This window comes from Gluconobacter potus, from assembly GCF_015244705.1.
Lineage (GTDB): Bacteria > Pseudomonadota > Alphaproteobacteria > Acetobacterales > Acetobacteraceae > Gluconobacter > Gluconobacter potus.
In genome coordinates this window covers 1-869 of record NZ_JABCQF010000057.1, presented here as the reverse complement: position 1 = coordinate 869, position 869 = coordinate 1, and the positions used below count along the sequence as shown (strand labels likewise).

Sequence of the window (869 nt, the reverse complement as noted above, 5' to 3'; positions counted from 1 at the left end):
CTAGGTCGCGTTGACAAAAGATTCAATCCAAAGCCTCGCGGCGGCGAGATTGAGGAAGCTTATGAATGATAAGGCGGTTTTGTCGTATCGGGTTGCAATACGGCGCATCTGCTTGAGCCTGTTGAACATCCGCTCAATGCGATTGCGGTCTCTGTAACGCCGCCAGTCTGTTTTCTGTGGAGCGTTGCGGCCTTTGCGTGATGGAATAACCGGCAGTATCCCACGGAACAGCAGATCCTGGCGGAAGCCGTCGCTGTCATAGCCCCGATCAGCCAGCATGGCTTTGGGGTTTGGAACCGGAAACGCCATCAGGGCATCTGTGGCCTTGTAATCCGAGACCTGACCTCCGCTAAGGGCAAAGCCGAAAGGACGTCCTTGATTGTCGCACCGGGCGTGGATTTTGCTCGTAAAGCCGCCGCGTGAGCGACCAAAACCCTCCGTATGAGCCCCCCTTTTGCACCTGTTGCCTGGGAGTGGGCGCGGACCACGGTACTGTCGACCATATGCTGCCAGTCATCACTCAGACCCAGGTCCACCAGGGTTTGCAGCAGGGCATCCCAGACACCCTGTTCAGCCCAACGCCGGAACCTGACATAGACAGAGTTCCATTTTCCGTAGCGCTCATGCATGTCCCGCCACGGACAACCGGTGCGCAGGACATACAACATGCCGTTGAGAAACCGGCGGTTATCTCCGGATGGTCGTGCCCAACGGCCACGCTCGGATGGCAAAAGCGGACCAATCAGCGCCCATTCACGATCCGTCAGATCCCCTCGTGCCATCCCCGCTTCACCTTATCGCCTTCGTAGAAGCAACCAGTGAATCAGATCTCAGGATGATCGTATAGACCTTTTGTCAACACGACCTAG

General features: G+C 56.7%; 1 pseudogene. It reads right to left on the bottom strand.

Annotation, left to right across the window (positions count from 1 at the left end):
- Positions 1-755: pseudogene (locus HKD31_RS15930) on the bottom strand (IS5 family transposase); the annotation flags it as partial.
- Positions 756-869: the final 114 nt, after the last annotated feature.